Origin of the sequence: Nocardia sp. NPDC059228 (genome assembly GCF_042754245.1) — a bacterium.
Classification (GTDB): domain Bacteria; phylum Actinomycetota; class Actinomycetes; order Mycobacteriales; family Mycobacteriaceae; genus Nocardia.
On the sequence record NZ_JBHZAL010000066.1, the window covers coordinates 1 to 16,710 of the forward strand.

The 16,710-nt window shown below is 66.4% G+C and carries 12 protein-coding genes and 1 pseudogene; 10 read left to right on the plus strand and 3 right to left on the minus strand.

Annotation, left to right across the window (positions count from 1 at the left end):
- Window positions 1–158 precede the first annotated feature (158 nt).
- The 3 genes from ACFXKA_RS41475 to ACFXKA_RS41485 form a co-directional block, all read right to left on the minus strand.
- Complete coding sequence (locus ACFXKA_RS41475) at window positions 159–1,700, minus strand: EAL domain-containing protein (RefSeq protein WP_379431678.1); 1,542 nt, start codon at window positions 1,698–1,700, stop codon at window positions 159–161.
- Window positions 1,701–1,702: 2 nt separating this feature from the next.
- The gene (locus ACFXKA_RS41480; protein WP_379431679.1) at window positions 1,703–2,056 is read right to left on the minus strand and encodes a hypothetical protein; all 354 of its coding nucleotides are present in this window, start codon (window positions 2,054–2,056) and stop codon (window positions 1,703–1,705) included.
- 189 nt (window positions 2,057–2,245) lie between these two features.
- Window positions 2,246–2,791: a hypothetical protein gene (locus ACFXKA_RS41485; protein WP_379431680.1), complete on the minus strand. Its 546-nt coding sequence runs from the start codon at window positions 2,789–2,791 to the stop codon at window positions 2,246–2,248.
- Window positions 2,792–3,043: 252 nt separating this feature from the next.
- Between ACFXKA_RS41485 and ACFXKA_RS41490 the strand changes: the two genes are divergently transcribed.
- From ACFXKA_RS41490 to ACFXKA_RS41535, 10 genes and pseudogenes are all read left to right on the plus strand, one after another.
- Window positions 3,044–3,442, plus strand: a complete 399-nt coding sequence (locus ACFXKA_RS41490; protein ID WP_379431681.1) for a DUF4192 family protein — start codon at window positions 3,044–3,046, stop codon at window positions 3,440–3,442.
- A pseudogene (locus ACFXKA_RS41495) lies at window positions 3,334–4,165 on the plus strand (DUF4192 domain-containing protein); the annotation flags it as partial. The gene ACFXKA_RS41490 and the pseudogene ACFXKA_RS41495, both read left to right, overlap by 109 nt.
- Complete coding sequence (dprA, locus tag ACFXKA_RS41500) at window positions 4,149–5,021, plus strand: DNA-processing protein DprA (protein WP_379431683.1); 873 nt, start codon at window positions 4,149–4,151, stop codon at window positions 5,019–5,021. The pseudogene ACFXKA_RS41495 and the gene dprA, both read left to right, overlap by 17 nt.
- 202 nt (window positions 5,022–5,223) lie before the next feature.
- A complete protein-coding gene (locus ACFXKA_RS41505) occupies window positions 5,224–5,409 on the plus strand; it encodes a hypothetical protein (RefSeq protein ID WP_379431684.1) in 186 nt (61 codons plus the stop codon).
- 101 nt (window positions 5,410–5,510) lie between these two features.
- Window positions 5,511–7,238 (plus strand): ParB/RepB/Spo0J family partition protein, encoded by a 1,728-nt coding sequence (locus tag ACFXKA_RS41510; protein ID WP_379431685.1) that lies wholly within the window; start codon window positions 5,511–5,513, stop codon window positions 7,236–7,238.
- Window positions 7,239–7,348: 110 nt separating this feature from the next.
- A complete protein-coding gene (locus ACFXKA_RS41515; protein ID WP_379431686.1) occupies window positions 7,349–7,873 on the plus strand; it encodes a single-stranded DNA-binding protein in 525 nt (174 codons plus the stop codon).
- A gap of 365 nt (window positions 7,874–8,238) precedes the next feature.
- Window positions 8,239–9,678: a hypothetical protein gene (locus ACFXKA_RS41520; protein ID WP_379431687.1), complete on the plus strand. Its 1,440-nt coding sequence runs from the start codon at window positions 8,239–8,241 to the stop codon at window positions 9,676–9,678.
- Window positions 9,679–9,777: 99 nt separating this feature from the next.
- Window positions 9,778–9,942 carry a hypothetical protein gene (locus ACFXKA_RS41525; protein WP_379431688.1) on the plus strand — a complete coding sequence of 55 codons (165 nt, stop codon included), beginning with the start codon at window positions 9,778–9,780 and terminating at the stop codon, window positions 9,940–9,942.
- A 318-nt stretch (window positions 9,943–10,260) separates the two neighbouring features.
- Complete coding sequence (gene mobF, locus ACFXKA_RS41530) at window positions 10,261–15,855, plus strand: MobF family relaxase (protein ID WP_379431689.1); 5,595 nt, start codon at window positions 10,261–10,263, stop codon at window positions 15,853–15,855.
- A gap of 188 nt (window positions 15,856–16,043) precedes the next feature.
- Window positions 16,044–16,544: a winged helix-turn-helix transcriptional regulator gene (locus ACFXKA_RS41535; protein ID WP_379431690.1), complete on the plus strand. Its 501-nt coding sequence runs from the start codon at window positions 16,044–16,046 to the stop codon at window positions 16,542–16,544.
- The last annotated feature ends 166 nt before the right edge of the window (window positions 16,545–16,710 follow it).

Below are 16,710 nucleotides of genomic sequence, written 5' to 3' on the forward strand. Positions count from 1 at the left end.
AGCCCCAACGCATTCCGTCAGCAATGGTCACCGACCGAGTTCGAGCAACAAATCCAACTCGCATAACCGGTGGGCCTGCAACCGGGGCCCAGTCAGCACTCACCAGTGGGAACCGTGGCCGCGCTCACCTTAAGTGGCAAAGGATCTGTCTGGTCAGTTCAGTGGAGATCGGTCGAGAAGCTATGCGTGAGGAGTGTGTTCACCTCCGCCCAAGGCATCGGCCGCCCGTAGAGAAAGCCCTGTCCGCGATAGCAACCAAGTTCGACCAAAACGCGTGCGACATCCGGTGTTTCGATACCGGCAGCTGAAACATCGAGGCCGAGGGCCCGGGCGATACCGATAATCGCCTGCACGATCGCGAAATCATCGGTGTTGCTGGACAGCCCGCGGACGAAGGTTCGATCTATCTCGAGCGAGTCCACCGGCAATCGCTGAATCATCGACAGGGAGCTGTTGTACGTGCCAAAACTGTCGATAGCCACGTGTACTCCAAGATGCTTCAGCGCTCGAACCGTGGTGAGGGTCGCGTCGAAATCAGTTCCTTCACGTTCGACGATCTCGATGCACACCACCTGAAACTCCACTCCAGCCTCAGCGATTATCATCCCGAGCTGGTGAACGAAGTCCGGCTCGTCGAGGAGCGGCGGCGACACGTTGATGCGCAGCAGCAGTCCGCCACCAAGGTTGGTATGCCAGTGCGCGAACTCGGTGCATGCTCGCCGAATCACCCACCAGCCCAATCGAGTTGCCAGGCCTGCTCGCTCCGCCGCCAAGATGAATGCCATGGCCGACAGGAAACCTTCGGTCGGGTGGTTCCACCTGACCAGCGCTTCGACACCGGTGATGCGACCGGTGCGCAGATCGACCTCTGGCTGGTAGTACAGAGTCAGCTGATCGGTCTCAATTGCCTCGAGCAGTTGGACTTCGAAGGGCGGGCCTGCCAACTCCGCACGATTGCGCACCAAGGCCAAACAGTCCAGCAACGGATTCAGGTCAGCCTGCGGCTGGCGAAGTCCAACATCGGCGAGGTCACGACACAGCTGTCGGTGTAGCACCGGGAGCGTGAGAAGTGGACCGGCTGAGGGAATACCGTCACGGAACAGCCGGATGAGTCGGTGAGTGTATGCCGGGTAGGTCTCCGCATCGAGCTTCTTGGAAACCCCGTTCGGTGGCGCCGACGTGAGTACCGCCGTGCCCTCGGTGACGATCTCGTGCAGGATGGCCGTGTCCTCTGGCGACTGATTCGACCCCAGCGCACGGCCCGAATAGCAGCAGTCGAGAATCACGACGCGCGCCGCTGCCGGACTGTCGATGTAGAGATCGCGAACCGCCTCGAAGGGAAGTCCACCGATCCCAGGCCGATGCGGGTGCGTATCGGTGACAGCAAGGTGCAGCTCGCCGCGCCGTGGGCCCAGGACGCCATGGCCTGCGAAATAGATCAGCAGCAGGTCCCGCGCAGCCTCCGCGGCTGTCGCGATGGCGGCTCCGATCTCACGGGGCGATGCGTCCTCCGGCAGTAGGATGCACTGGTCACGTAGCAGGGACCCGTGTGCGGGATCGGTGAGTACCTCCGCCAGTGCCCTTGCGCCAGCGTGTACACCGGTCAGCGCAGGCAGATGATCGTAGCGATCGATTCCGACCATCACGGCCCACGATCGCTTGCCGTCAGGCAGACGCATGGCGGAGCGTTCAAATGTCAAGGCTACTCATCGGTGTCGAGAATCGACCGCAACAATGCCTCGACATCACCAACGCGTTTGGCATCAACGGTCACAGAACGTCCGTCGCTGTGGCGGATCCTGATTGACACATCTGAACGTCGCGGCTGGGCGAGCCATGTTCTCAGCGACATAGCCAGAACAGATACCGACCCGCCTCCACCGACCGCGACGGTTATCGCGTCGACGACGGAACCCATCTCGCCCGCGTCGGGAACTCGCGGAGCGATATGGATTCTGCCCCGTAGCTCTGGTTCCTGCCGCAGCCACATCGCCAGGGAGTCCATGTCGCCGAACTGGTTGCCTTCGGTAACCGCCACCACGAAGTCGATCGCCATGTCCGCCCTTAGCCGTCAGCCAAATTCACGGCGCATCGTCCGTGCCACGCCACCAACGATGGCAGTAGTCGATCAGGTCAGCAACCAGAATGCCCCATCCAATACTCGGCATATTGTGGGTTCGCCGGACAAACCCAGGTACGCCGGACACTCGCCGATGACGTCGGACCAGTGTAGGCAGCCCCGTCCTTACTCGGTCACGTGCGACAGCACCGCGTCGGTGGACGTGGTGGAGGCCTTGTCTGCGACCAGGTTTCGGGATCCAGGGTCAGTTCTTGTCGGCAGGATCGTGGGGTCTGCCTTCTTCGACGGTGTCTTGCGTCTGGACCGTTCCGGGTTGGTCTTTCGTGAGCCGGCCAGGAGCTGGCGTGCGCGTTTGACGGTGATCTCGAGCAGATCGGCGAGTTCCTCGTCGGTCTGTACGTGTGCGCGCACCGCGGCCGAGGCCGAGGCCTGCGCGTGCTCGTGGGTCGTGATCTCGCTCGCCGCGCGGGTGATCACGGTGTCGATTTGCGCGCGTAACGCCGCTACTTCACGATCGCGGGACTGCTCGGCGTGGGTGATCGCATTCCAGGCGGCGAGGTAGTCCCCCACTGCGCGGGTGATGGCCTTCTCGCGTGCAGCAGCGTCGGCGCGACGCTGAAGGCTGCGTTGGCGTGAGCGTTGCAGTCGGGCAACAAGTTCCGGTGAACGAGCCTGGGAACGAGTGCGGCGCTGGCGGGGGGCATCGGTCATGACGAACCACTCCTGACAGGCGTTATACCAACCTGATCAGTCCCTCGCGCACGCCACGATACCGATAAGACGCAGGTACACCGAGACTGCTGTCAATCCGTTACGCAGGCTTCGACGACACCGGCGCTGAGTCCAGCCTCCCTTCGCAATTCACGTGCACCTCGCATTACCCCTGTGCACCTGAGCGGACGTGGCCTTGCCCATTGTCCGCCGCCCGATTTGCTTTCAACCCGCCAGAAGGAGTTTCCTGCCATGCCGTTGCCTGTGTCCATCGGTGAACCCGGCGATCTCATTGCCGCCGTGCCTGCTCTGCTCAGCTTCGCGCCGACCCGGTCGCTGGTTCTCATCGTCTTGAAGCACGGATTTCCTGCGCTGGCGCAGCATCGGTGCAAGCCGTCCTGCGCACAGCATCGCCGCTCGAGCAAATCCGGCTGCCGGACGAAGAGATCGGACAATCCGCGATACGCGGGTGTTTGTATGCGAAAGGCTTCGCCATGCTGGCGGTCCTGGTCGACGACCGGTTGTCTCGCCCCACCGGAAGCTCCCCGATCGATGAGCGTTGGCGCTCGGCACTCGACGCTCTGCGGCAAAACCTGGAGTCGAAGGGTCTGGCACTGGCTGGGGCCTGGAGTACGCGATCCATCACCGTGAACGCGCAATGGTGGGACGATCTCGCACCCGAGAAACACGGGCACCTCCCCGACCCGACCGCCTCACTGGTCGCCGCCGAAATCATCGGTACCGGCCGGCAGATCCACCACACCCGCGTCGAACTCACCGAACTGGTCGAGGTCGATGTGGCGTTGCGCGATCGCGTCACTGCCGCCTTACCGGAGGCCGCCGGTGACGCGCATCGACGGTTGGCACGGACCGTGCGCATCGGCGATCCGGACGGCTACACCAGGCAGGCGTTGTGGCAGGTAATACAGGTCATCAAACACGCGTCCACCCTCGAGGTGCCCCAACCTCGCACGTTGGCCGAAGTCGCTGTCGCCCTGCGTGATACCGCGGTGCGCGATGTCATGTTCGGTGTCGCTGCCGGTGAGCACGCCGCGCGTGCCGAACACCTGTGGTCGATCCTGACGCGCGCTGCCCGATCCCGATCGTGCCGAGGCCGCCACACTGTTCGCGTTCAGCGCCTATCTGCGCGGTGACGGGGTGCTCGCAGGCATCGCCGTCGACGCCGCATTGTCTTCGGACCCCGAACACCGGATGGCGCATCTGCTCGGCATCGCCTTGTCGAGCGTCCTGCCAGCGCAGCGTCTGCAGCGGCTGTGCCGTGCCGGGATAGATGCCGCCGTCGAGCTGCGCGTCGATATCGGTGTCGCAGAACCTGATTCACAGCCAGAGGAGTTCGATGATCGCAGATTCTGACGAGCGCCTGGTGGCGTGGGCGCTGCTGTCGCGGGCCGCGCTGACCGCCCCGGCCGCCGTGCGCGGTCTGCTGGCGGCGCACGGTCCGCTCGAGGCGGCCGAGCGGATCGCCGCGGACGCACGAAATTCACGCATCCGCCCGCAGACTCGCGCCGTAGCTGCACACGATCTCGATCGCGCGCACCGATTCGGTGGCCGGTTGCTGACTCGTGAGGACCCCGGCTGGCCAGGCATGCTCGCCGACCTTGACACCATCGACGCTTTCGCACCGATCGCTTTGTGGACCCGCGGACCGGGACAGCTGAACCTGCTGACCGAACACGCGGTGGCCGTCGTCGGTGCCCGCGCGTGCACCAGCTACGGCCAGAAGGTCGCCACCTCCATCGCCTCAGGGCTGGCTGCACAAGGCTGGACCGTCCTCGGTGGTGGCGCGTTCGGCATCGATGCCGCCGCTCACCACGCTGCGCTCGATGCCGGACGGCCCACGGTAGCGGTGCTGCCCTGCGGGTTGCATCGGCTGTTCCCCCACGGCAACGCCCACCTGCTGGCCAGCGTCGAGGAGACCGGACTGCTGGTCAGCGAGTACCCGCCAGGCGTCGAGCCCAGCCGACCACATTTCCTTGCCCGCAACCGCATCGTCGCGGCGTTGGCAGCCGGGATCGTGGTGTGCGAGGCGGGGATTCGCAGCGGCACCGCCAACACCGTCCGCTGGGGCAACGAACTGCACCGGCCCGTCACCGCTGTGCCGGGCCCGATCGACTCGGCCGCCTCACGCGGCTGCCATGACCTCATTCGCACAGGACATGGGCAACTGGTCGTCGACGCGCACGATGTCCTCGGCGTACTCGCGCAGTGACACTGTCTCGGATTCGGCTCTTGCCGAGCTGTTCCGAGGCCGCGGTGGTGCCGTTTGAATCCATGCCATGCGCGAACACACACGACACGTTGCGCTCTTCCGCTACCCACACCACCGATCCCCCACCCATCATTTCCGGAGGTCACTCTTGTCCGTCAATTCCGTTGCTGTTACTCGCATCTCGCGCGGTGAGTATGAGCAGTTGGTTCATCGTGGCCATGCCGGTGCGGTCCCGGCGATCGAGGCCACCACCGTGCTGGATCGCTGGCGCGCCGATCACCCCGACTGGCGTGGCCGCCACTGGACCTTCGTTGCCGACGACCACGGCGTACTCCGGCTTCGCCCGCTCAACGTCTCCCGCGCCGAGTGCCGCCAGATCGCTGCCTGACCGATCTCGCTCGCTCCCCGTTTCGCTCCCGGGGCCACCACACAGCCGCCGTTTCCGGCACGTGGTGGCCCCGCATTCTTGTCTCTCAGGAGGTCTGCCCCATGCAATTTACTCCCTCCCCGACCACCGCGGCCATCGTCGACGGGGACACCGTCCCCAGCACCGCAGATGTCGTGGATGCCGGGTACGTGGAACTCTCCACCACGCCTGAACCCGGCGACGATGTGGAAGCGCTGCCCAATGTCGAGGCGCTGTATGTGCGGCCGTCGGAATTGGTGATCGCTCAGAACGTGCGCAAGAGCTTCGACATCGCGGAGCATCCCGAAGTCATCGACTCCATCAAGGAATTCGGCGTCGAGGTCCCGATCATCGCCGAACGTCAGCCCGACGGCAGCCTCCACGTCACCGAGGGGCAGCTGCGCACGCTCATCGCCGTCGAGGTCGGCACCGCGAAAGTTCCCGTCTGGGTGTCCGACGCCGACCCGGATGTTCCCGAGAACGAGCGCCGGATCCGCACGACGCTCAAGCAAATGAACGTCAACGACCGACGCGTGGCGATGACCGCCGCAGACCGCGCCGGCGGCGTGGCGTTGATGCTGGACCTGGGGGCCTCGGTGACACGCGTCGCGAGCGGATTGCAGCGCAAACGATCCGAGATCAAACACGCAGCAACGATCGCGGCATCGGCGACCGCACGCGGACTCGTCGACCAGGGCACCTACAGTCTCGACCAGCTCGCGGTCATCGCCGAGTACGAAACCCTCGGCGACACCGAAGCAGTCGAACGCCTGCAACAGATCCCCCGGTCGCGGTTCACCTACGTGGCCAATCAGATCTCCGCCGAACGACGCGAAGCCCGCGCACGCCTCGAAGCATCTGTGATGTACGCGGCCACCGGCTTCGGAGTGCTCACCGTCGAGCCCGACACCGGTTCACCCGAGCCGCACTACCTTCCGGCGGAACTGCTCGTGACCGCTGACGCCGCTGCGGTCACCGAAGATCTGATCACCGCCTGCGCTGACCGGTGGGTGGTGTACGTCGATGTCGAGGAGAACGGGCAACTCGTCGACGCCCTCACCGGTGAACTCGTCGACCCCGGCCAGGTCGATTGGGATACCAAGGGCAACACCGCCTCCCATCCTGCCGAGGGCCTGCGTCATGCCGATTCGGTGGAACATCGAGACCGCTGGATTCCGCAGTACTTTCTTCCCACCGACCAACTGGCCGAGTCCGGCTTGCGGATGCGGCAGCCTACCCGGAACCTCGAGGCACCCGGCAGCGATCTCGCTGAGCAGTTGCTTGCCGCTGAGAAGGACGCGGTCGAACGGAATACGGCGCGGCAGGAGCGGCGGCGGGTGCGGGAGTTGAACAAGCGCGGACTGGCTGCCAAGCAGCGTCGTGTGGAATTCCTGGGCCGGTTGCTGGCTCGGCGTACCCCGGCCCCGCAGGCCGGGCAGTTCGTGGCCGAGTCCCTGGCGTGGGAGTCGGATCTGCTGGGTTCGTTCCATGCACCGAAGACGGCGCTGGACCTGCTCGGGGTTTCCGGGTTCACCACCGAGTTGGTCGCCTCGATCCAGTCCGCGACCGCGAGCCGGGCGTGGGTGATCGTGCTGGGCATGGTGCTCGGTGCGTTCGAATCCCGTGCCGGGAAGGACTTCTGGCGCTACAGCGACCGCGGTCTGCAACGGTATCTGCGGTTCCTCGCCACCGTCGGCCAGCAACTCGAATTCGAACTCGTCGACGTCGAACTTGCGGCCGCCGGGCTCATCGACTTCCACGACATCGACCTCGACACCGACGCCACCGTCGACACCGACCTCGCTGCCTGACCGGCCGGGATTCCGCCGCGCATCCCAGCGATGGTCACACCGCGGTCCATCACCGACTTCCGCCCCGAAAGCGGTGTCGTATCCACTATTTTCGGAAGGGGAGCCGCACCATGGCTCTGGACACGACCCTTACGGTCATCGGGAATTTGACCGGTGACCCCGAGCTTCGCTTCACCCCCGCCGGTGAAGCGGTCACCAATTTCACCGTCGCATCCACACCACGCTATTTCGACAGGAACTCCGGCGAGTGGCGCGATGGCGAGGCACTGTTCATGCGCTGCGGCATCTGGCGACAGGCCGCGGAGAACGTCGCCGAGACCCTGACCCGCGGAGCGCGCGTAATCGTCTCGGGCCGATTGAAACAGCGCAGCTACGAAACCCGAGAAGGCGAGAAACGCACTGTCGTGGAGCTCGATGTGGACGAGGTCGGTCCCTCGCTGCGTTACGCCACCGCGAAGGTGACGAGAAACCGGACCGGCAACGGGCCAGGGACCGGACGCCGGACCGCCGCCGGGAACGGGTTCGGTCAGCCCGCAGACGGTTCCGATCAGCACTCCGATGACCAGGGTCCGTGGCGTGCACCGGCACTCGCGGTGGTCGGGTCCGACGGCTGCACCGACGATCCGGACTTCTGAAGCCTGCTCCACCGACCTTCCTGTACTGGTCGCGCCCGGCCAGTACAGGGGGTGGATGGGATGTCCGGCTGGTCTGGGCGACCAGCCATCTCGAGGGCTACCGGCCCCGAGCGCGCCGCGCCACGGAGCCCGCGCCCGGCGCAAACGAAGTCCCGTGCGCGCCGTCTGATCCGTCACCACCGTCGCGTTTCTGAGCGCACGCGACTTCGCTTCCGCACGCCCTGGCGCGTTCTCCGCCGGCGCCTCGCGTGCGGCCCCGGTCGTGCGCCCTCGGCTGGTCGCCCAGACCAGCCGGTCATCCTGGCTGCCGAAGTTGCTCACGCGCCGGGTGCTCGCCGACATCACCATCCAGACAGGAACTCCCCGTGACCGAACACAGTGCATTTCTCGACGCCATCGCCGCACTCGACATCACCTTCACCACCGACCGCCGCGCCGCACGCCGCGCCTTCCCCGCCGCACTCACCCTCACGACCCCGAAGGATCGCGAATTCCTGGACCGGCTCGCGGAGACGTTCACCCTCTATCCGTTCGAGTCGGCCATGAAACGCCTTGCCGCACAGTACGCCAACGAGCCCGACAACCAGCACCGGCTGGTCGCCTTGGTCCCTGACTCCGATCCCGGGCTGTTCATCCGTGACCGCGCCGACCGGCTCGCCGAAATCCAGGCACGCGCGGCGCGCAACGGCACCACCGTCGAGGACGAGTACTCCGCCACACACGCCGCCTTGCCGACTGCTGAGCTTCCGCGCACGCCGATGCGGCAGTGGCGCAATCCGCCCGCGCGCACCTACTTGGCCCCCAGCCGTGAGACCGAGAAGTCGCGGCGGGCTCCCGAACAGATCAAGTACCGTGCCCTGCGGCGGGGCAAGCGCCGCCCAGTTGAAGCTGAGCCCGAGATCGTCACCAAGTATGTGGCGGAGAATCTCTACACCGACACCGTCGATGCCGAACTCGCCGACGCCCGCGCCGCGGAGAATCGGGCCCGCGAACGCGGACTGCTCGCCCGACCCACATCGAGTTCGTGGACGCCGCGTTTCCCGGGGGACAAGCCGCCCCTCGACTCCGAGCAGGCGCGCGCGGTGTGGAACCACGCCTACGTCAACTATGTCGCCGACCAGCACCAGCAGGCACTCGCCCTCGCCGGAAAACCCTCCGTCAGCGACGACAACGCCCTCGTCCACGCCGCGACTCGAACCGCGTTGCGCGGCTACACCGATCGCCGCACCGCGATTCCGTTCCAGGGCAACGGCTTGGACTACGACCACGAGGGCATGACCCCGGTCCGGGGTTGGCGGTGCGTGTCCTGCTTCATCGAACGCAGCGACACCGACCAACACCTGACCCACACCCACACCGGAGAACTCCGCAGCGACGACGGACTCTGCGACATCTGCCGGGCCGACAACCGCCCCGGCCTCCCACCACTTCCCGACGGCTTCACCGCACGCGATCTCGCTCGCACCTATCTCCGGTTCTTCGCCGACACCTACCCCGACGCCGCGCGCGGCCTCTTCGCCGAGGTACGCGGGCGTGCGCCGCAGTGGCTGGTCCGGCTCGTCGACGAATTCCTCTACACCGCAGCGCTTCCCGGCGAGGGCCCGAGCGAGCCCGACCCGCAGCCGCCGGTGGCTCCGGCTCAGCGGCAGCCGCGTCGGCGCGGCGCGGTCCTGGGTGCGGGTCAGCGCACCGGTCGCTGTGATGCGTGCACCCGCGTCACCGCCGTCAACAGCGACAGCCTCTGCACGCAATGCCTTGTCTGGATCGGTTTGGACGTCCCCGCCCCGCGCGAGCACGCCGCCTGACCCCCGGCACTTCCGCTCTCCGGTCCGCCGCGGTGATCGACCCCTGCGGCGGACCGGCCACCACCCCGCACCGCACAACGTCAACGAAGGAGCCACACCGTGTCTCACGCATCCACTGTCTTGCGGTACACCCTCACCTACATCCTCGTGTTCGTCGCGTTCTACTCGACCGCGTACCTCCTGAACCACGTCCTCCCCATCGATCTGACCCCGGCGATCGACATCACCTGTCCGGCAAGCGCTCCCGTCGACCGCCGGACGTAGGGGCCTCCGACGACCCCGTGGGAATCGGCTCGGCAGGTAGGCGAAACTCTTTGCCTACCTGCCGAACTCCTTCAACACTCCCCTCGCCCCTATCACGCATACCTGCCTACCCCGTAGACCCCACACTTGCAATCCCACCTCACCACCTATCTGCCGCTACCCCAACGCCTCTCCCCCTCTTTCTCCCTATTCGCGCAAGCAGACCTCTTGCATATCGGAAAACAACTTCATAACGACCAGCAGAAACAGCGGAATTGGTAAATTCTTCACCAGTCCCGACGATAGCAATACGCGGTCATTTGGGGTTTCGATGAGTGTGTGACAGCGACGCTGCACAAAGTGTTGGCCGGCAACGGCTATCTGTACTACCTGCGGCAGGTCGCCGCCGACGATTCCAACGACCGAGGCCCCGGATCACTGGCCGACTACTACTCGGCACGGAGTGAGTCACCGGGTCGATGGCACGGCAGCGGCCTGTCCGCGCTCGGCCTGACCGGCGGGGATCTGGTCACCGAAGCGCAGATGAAGAGCTTGTTCGGGCGGGGACGCCACCCGAACGCCGACGCGATCGAGACCACGGTCATCGACAGGGAGATCGCCGCCGGCGCCAAACCGAAGGATGCGCTGCGCGCTGCGGACAAGGCCACCCGGTTGGGGCGTCCGTTCCGGGTGTACGAGGGCGGCAACGAGTTTCGCGAACGCTGCGCGGACGCGTTTGCCGAGCACAACACCCAGCAGGGTCGCCCTCGGTCAGCGGCCATCGACGATCGGGTCCGTGCACGGATCCGCAGCCGGGTCGCGACCACGATGTTCACCGAGATGATCGGCCGCGCACCGTTGGACGCGCGGGAGCTCTCAGGATGGGTGGCACGCAACTCCCGCCCGCAAGCAGCGGCGGTCGCTGGATTCGACATCACCTTCAGCCCGGTCAAGAGCGTGTCCGCGCTGTGGGCAATAGCCCCGAAAGCAGTGTCAGAGAAGATCGCCGCCGCACACGAGAAGGCCATCGATGACGCCCTCGCTTGGCTGGAAGAACACGCGATTTTCTCACGGCTGGGCGCCAACGGGGTACGTCAGGTCGACGTGGAAGGGATCGTCGCGGCGCGATTCGTACACCGCGAATCACGCTGCGGTGACCCGGATTTGCACACCCATGTGTTGATCGCCAACCGAGTGCGGACCCACGATGGACGCTGGCTGACGCTGGATGCCGCGGTGATCTATCGGCTGATGGTGACCGTCAGCGAAATCTACAACACGCGCCTGGAACACCATCTCGAACACGACGTGGCCGTGTCGTTCAGCGAACGGCCCGGCACCGACTCGACGAGGCGTCCGATCCGCGAAATCGACAGTATGCCGATGGCGTTGATCGAGTACTGGTCACGTCGCGACGCCGCCATCACCGCACGCCTCGATATCCTCGCTGCCCGGTTCGAACGCGAGGTTGGCCGCGAACCGATGCCCAAGGAAATGTTCGCGCTGATGGAGCGTGCGACTCTGGAAACCCGACCGACCCGGCACCGATCCCGCTCCTGGGCTGAACAACGCGCGGAGTGGCGGCAGCAAGCCGAAACGGTGCTCGGCTCAACGGCACTGGTGTCGAAGACAGTGTCGACTGTCCTGTCGAACCAACCCGCGCAGCGGCGTCGTCTCACTCCCAGCGAGACCGCGAATATCGGGCAGCAGGTGGTGGCGACGGTGTCGGCGGAGCGGTCGAGTTGGCAGTGGCATCATGTCCGCGCCGAAGCCGAACGGCAACTGCGCGGCCTGCTGGACAAAGACCACTGGCCTGCTGCGGTCGATTCCGTGGTTGCTGAAGCACTCTCACCGCGATACGCAGTCGCGCGCGGGGACCCGGATATCGCCGCCGAGCCGGTCCTGGCCGACATTCCCTCTCTCTATCAGCGTGCCGATCATTCCAGCGTCTACACCGGAGCCGGCACCCAGACCTACACCGCCGTGCACCGGTTGGGCACCACCCAGCGGTTGATCGAGCTGTCGCTGCGCCTCGGCGCACGCACCCTCACCGACCAGCACGTCCATGCCGCGATCGCCGCTTACCACGCCGATCCCGCCAACGCCGGGCGGCGGCTCAACGCCGGGCAAGTCGCGGTCATCACCGAATTCGCGCGTTCCCCGTGGTTCATCGCCACCACAAACGCCCCCGCCGGGGCAGGAAAGACCACCGCCATGCGTGTGCTCGCCGACGCCTGGCGCGCCGACGGCGGCACCGTCCTGGGCCTGGCACCCACCGCCGCCGCGGCCGCAGTGCTCGGCGAAGCGATCGCCGGCCGCACCGAAACCGCCGACAAACTCCTCGACGTCCTGCACAAACACTCCCCTACCGCAGCGGCATCACCCTCCGACAGCAACCCGTTTCCACCGTCACTGCCGCAATGGGTCCTCGAGATCGACGCGCGGACGCTGGTCATCCTCGACGAGCACGTGCGCCTCGGCGACGACAAACGCCTGGAGCTGTTCGAGTTCCTGCTCGACCGCAACGCGGCGGTGCGGTGTGTCGGTGACGACCATCAGCTGCCCGCGATCGAAGCAGGCGGCTCGGCCGCTGACACCGCCGACGCGGCACGCGCCTCGACTCTGACCCAGGTCGTGCGGTTCGCCTCCAGCATCGAGGCGTCAGCCAGTCTGGCTCTGCGCGACGGCGATCCGAGCGCGCTCGGCTTCTATCTCGACGATCAACGAATCCATTCCGGGTCACCGGCCGCGGTGCGGGAACAGGCGTATGCGGGATGGATCGCCGACCAGCTCGGCGACCGCGACAGCGTCATGCTGGCCGCCACCAACGACATCGTCACCGGTCTCAATGACCAAGCCCGCGCCGACCGCCTCGCCCGCCGCGCCACCGAAGCCGGACCGGAAACCGAACTCGGTGACGGACTCCACGCGTCGCTGGGCGACATCGTCAGTACCCGCCGCAACGATCCCCGGCTACGCCTGGGCCGACGCGACTGGGTACGCAACGGCTACCGGTGGACGGTCACCGAAGTCCATCCCGACGGCGCACTCACCGTCACCCACCTCCGTTCCGGTCGGCGCAGCGGCGAAACCACCGTGCTGCCAGCTGAATACGTGCGCGAGCACGTCCGGCTCGGGTACGCGGCGACCATCGATTCCGCGCAGGGAATCACAGCCGACACCTGCCACGTAGTGCTGACCGGCCACGAATCTCGCAACCAGCTCTACGTCGCGCTCACCCGAGGCGCGACCGCTAACCACGCGTATGTCACCACCGCGATCGACGGCAGCGAAGCCTCCTTCTGGACCGAGCCCGGCCTGTACCCGCGCACCGCCGTCGAAGTCCTGCAACGAATCCTGGCCCGCGACACCACCAACACCTCCGCCCACACCGAACTGCGCGACGCACTCGACCCCCACCGGCGCCTCGGGACCGCCATCGACACCTACCACGACGCCTTGGCCCTCGCCGCCGAAGACGCACTCGGTGCCACGGCCTTGAGTGGGCTCGATGCCCAGGCTGAGCAAATCTGGCCCGGACTTACCGACGCACCCGCCTATCCGGCGTTGCGGGAAATCCTCTCGCTCATCGCCTTGTCCGGTCGAGATCCCGGTGGCGCCTTGGCGGCCGCGCTCGCCGCACGGGAGCTGACGACCGCCGCTGACCCTGCGGCCGTGCTGCACTGGCGCCTCGATACCCGCCACGCCTACCCGCGCGAAACAGAACCCTTGTCTTGGGCACGAGGACTGCCACGAGACCTGCCCGAAGATCTGGTGTCCGAACATCTGCGGGCCCGGGCACGCCTGATCACCCACCTCGCCGACCAGATCCGCGCCGACACCCGCACATGGACGGCCGCCACGGCGCCAGTGTGGGCGCGCCTGTTACTCGGCAACGAGACGTTACTGGGTGATCTCGCGGTCTGGCGCGCTGGCCGCCACATCGTCGACACCGATCTACGACCCACCGGCCCAACCGGTTTCACCGTCCGCGAGCAGGACCATCAACGGCTGCTCGACGCGCGGGTCACCGACGTGCTCGGCGACCTCCACACCGCGATCAACGCGTGGTCGCCACTAGCCAAACAGCTCGATGCCCGCGTCCTCGATGACCCGTGGTGGCCGAACCTGGCCGACAAACTCGACACCGCCGCCCGCGCCGGCCTCGACATCGACGCACTGCTGACCGCAGCCGCGACCCAACGACCCCTGCCCGACGACATGCCCGCCGCCGCCCTCTGGTTCCGCCTCGGCCTGGACCCTTCCGCCCTGCAGACGACCGAGGCAGCGCATCTGCGACCAGACTGGACCGGCCACCTGCACCGGCTGCTCGGCACCGACCTCGGCGACACGATCCTCGCCAGCCCCCTGTGGCCACGCCTGGTCGCCGCAATAGACCACGGCACCGACGCAGGCTGGGACCCACACGAACTACTCACCACCGCCCACGAACTACTCACCACCGCAGCACCCGACGACCCCGGACCACTGCCCGACCAATACGCCACCGCACTCGCCTGGCGGATCGAAGCCCTCCTACACCCCACCACACCCTCCCCCGACACCGTCGCAACCACCCACGAAAGCCGCAGCACCACAACAGATTCGGACCATCCCGTGGATCACCTCGACAACCCTGACATCGCACCTTCACCCGCGAACGAACCGGATCCAGACGATCCGCACGATGCTCACCACGACATCGATAGCGGCCAGACGCTCACCGCGGACCTGCTCGCCGTGGCCACGCTGTTTCACGCCGGCCGCGTCGCCGAGGCCAAGGACGCGCTCATCGCGGCCTCCCGCACCGCAACCGACACCGAAATCGACATCCTCGAGCGCGTCGCGACCACGCTCTACCACAACAGTTTCCCGGTCGCGCGGGCGCGGTTGCGCTGGGCCGCCGAACAGTATCCCGAATACCGTGCACTCATCGAAGCCGCTACACCCACCACCGATCCTCGCACCTACAACCCCGACGTCGACGCGCGACCAACGCCAACTGTTGGCGGCCTCGACCGTGCCGCCCGCGACCACGAACCCCGCCGCGACGACCAGCCGCCGCAGCCACGGCACACCGCCGCCGACGTCGCTGCCCGCCGCGAGGCTGCCGAATACCTCGACACACGCGCCGATGTCGATGCCGACTCCCGGCACCTTCCACTCCCGGAAGGCGTGCCTCACCGTTACTACAACCCACGTCCCCACGACCCGCGCCCGAACCAGACACCCCTGGACTACGACCTCGCCGCCATCCCCGACACCCGTGGATTCGACTGCGTGCACTGCGGTCTCGAACGCGCCAAAGTCGACGCCACCCCGCCCCCGGGCCGTCGAGGAGATGACGGTCTGTGCAGCGAATGCCGCGACAACAATGCCCCAGCGATCCCCGATCACGAACCCCACGAATATCTTTCGGTGCGATGCGCACACATCGCCACCACCTATCTCGAGTCGGCGGCATTGACGATGCTGCGCCGCGACTGGCGCAGCGCAGCCACCGCCGGGGCCCGCCAGCAGATCGAGAACTGGGTCGCACAACACCTGACCGCTCCCGCCGAGTGCCCACTCGCTCACGCTGAAACGACTCTCGCCTCGACGAATCTCCTCTTTGAAGTTGCCGACGACGAGCTAGCGCAACGCATCGACGACCTCTCGCGCCGACTGGCACTCGCCGACACCGAAGCGATGCTCTACGGCCCTGCTCAGCCCCAAGCCGACGAATCATCCGTGCCCGAATCCGACTGGCTGATGGAGGAATTGGGTCAGCTGCAGAACGAACAACAGCGCCGCTCTCACCTGACCACCGACGTGGCAGAGGCCGAGGGTCTCCTCCGTCGCGGCACGGTCGACTCCGACCCCGAATCCGATATCGCAGCGATCAACCTCGGCCCGGACACCACCGATCACACCGGCCCCGGCGCCGATCCGTGATCTCGAACCAACCGACGGTTGCTTCGTCGCGACGGTCACTCCGTAGCACGCTGCAGCTCGCTCACCCGCCGATCCAGTCGTAACGAATTCGATTCCTCAGCAGCATCTTTCACCAACTCAAGCATCGCACACGCCGCGTCCACCGCACCCCTGAGCAAATACGCGTCCGCCAGCCATGGCTGCTGAGCGTGATCCACCGGCTCGGCACCGAGACCATCGAGCTGGCCACCGCGACCGGCGCGATCGTCGCCCGGCATCGGCGCGCGCCCGACGGCGCGGGCCGGGTGACCCGCGACGCAGGCCACGTCATCGTGCTGGAGCGGTCGGTGCTGGCCAGCTTCGACTCCTCCCGACCCTGCACCCACAAGACTCGGCGGCCGATATCCGAGGCCGCCCTGGCCGAATCCGCGCGACTGCGCGGCTATCCGGTCCAGGCCGATCCGGACGAGGTGCGCTTCGCAAAGCTGCAGCGCCGCATGCCGGGGGTGTCTCAGAAGATGCTGTCGGTCACCCTGCGGCAGCTGACAACCGACAGCCTCGTTGCCAGGCGCGTCGAACCCACGGTCCTGCCCAAGGTCTACTACCGGCTCACCAACCTCGGGCTGTCCCTCGAGGTGCCGCTTTCGGCACTACGAGCCCGGGCCGAGGAACACATGGCAGTCATCGACGAACCGCCCGACACGCGATAGCGACTCACCTTCGAACAGCCGCAACCGCAAGGCCCGAGGTCACCGTCGCTCGACAGTCGAGCAAGGCTACTCGGTCAAGTCCCAGGGCGTGGTGTAACTCGGGTGGTCACCGCATGATCCGGTATTCGGTCAGGCGGTGAGCTCTGCGGGTGCGGTGTCCTCCTGT

Bases quoted from the DNA above. Each gene is read 5' to 3' on its own strand.
- ACFXKA_RS41480 (WP_379431679.1), bottom strand. From the start codon at position 2,056: ATGGCGATCGACTTCGTGGTGGCGGTTACCGAAGGCAACCAGTTCGGC.
- ACFXKA_RS41510 (WP_379431685.1), top strand. From the start codon at position 5,511: ATGCAATTTACTCCCTCCCCGACCACCGCGGCCATCGTCGACGGGGAC.
- dprA (WP_379431683.1), top strand. From the start codon at position 4,149: ATGATCGCAGATTCTGACGAGCGCCTGGTGGCGTGGGCGCTGCTGTCG.
- ACFXKA_RS41515 (WP_379431686.1), top strand. From the start codon at position 7,349: ATGGCTCTGGACACGACCCTTACGGTCATCGGGAATTTGACCGGTGAC.
- ACFXKA_RS41490 (WP_379431681.1), top strand. From the start codon at position 3,044: ATGCCGTTGCCTGTGTCCATCGGTGAACCCGGCGATCTCATTGCCGCC.
- ACFXKA_RS41485 (WP_379431680.1), bottom strand. From the start codon at position 2,791: ATGACCGATGCCCCCCGCCAGCGCCGCACTCGTTCCCAGGCTCGTTCA.